This window comes from Gilvimarinus sp. 1_MG-2023, assembly GCF_030548285.1.
The window spans coordinates 1-399 of sequence record NZ_JAUOSC010000254.1 but is presented as its reverse complement, the minus strand read 5'-3'; the positions used below and the strand labels follow the sequence as shown (position 1 = coordinate 399).

The window sequence follows — 399 nt, the reverse complement described above, 5'->3', positions numbered from 1 at the left end:
ATCCAGGCCGATGCCGATCGTCAGAAAACGGTGATTGAGGCAGAAGCCTATCGGGATGCCGAGCGCACACGTGGTGAAGGGGACGCAGAAGCATCGCGTATCTACAACGCCGCGTTCAGCAAGGACCCGGAATTCTATGCGTTTACCCGCAGTCTGAATGCCTATACCGAGACCTTCAATCAGAACGATGTGATTTTGCTCAAGCCTGACAGCACGTTCTTCCGTTACCTGAAAGATCCTTCCGGTAACTGACCGGTTGGCGAGCAAGGCGGCAGGTGTCGGACTCATGGTCATCGCCGTGCAGCTTTGCTAAAATCATCAAAACCGGGCAAAGGCCCGGTTTTTTTGTGAAATAACCAAAGCATCAGGCACTTCGTCCTCCGGCAAGCAGGCTGATAA

General features: G+C 53.4%; 1 pseudogene. It reads left to right on the top strand.

Annotation, left to right across the window (positions count from 1 at the left end):
• Window positions 1–252 (top strand): annotated as a pseudogene (locus Q4563_RS16670) (protease modulator HflC); the annotation flags it as partial.
• Between the last annotated feature and the right edge of the window lie 147 nt (window positions 253–399).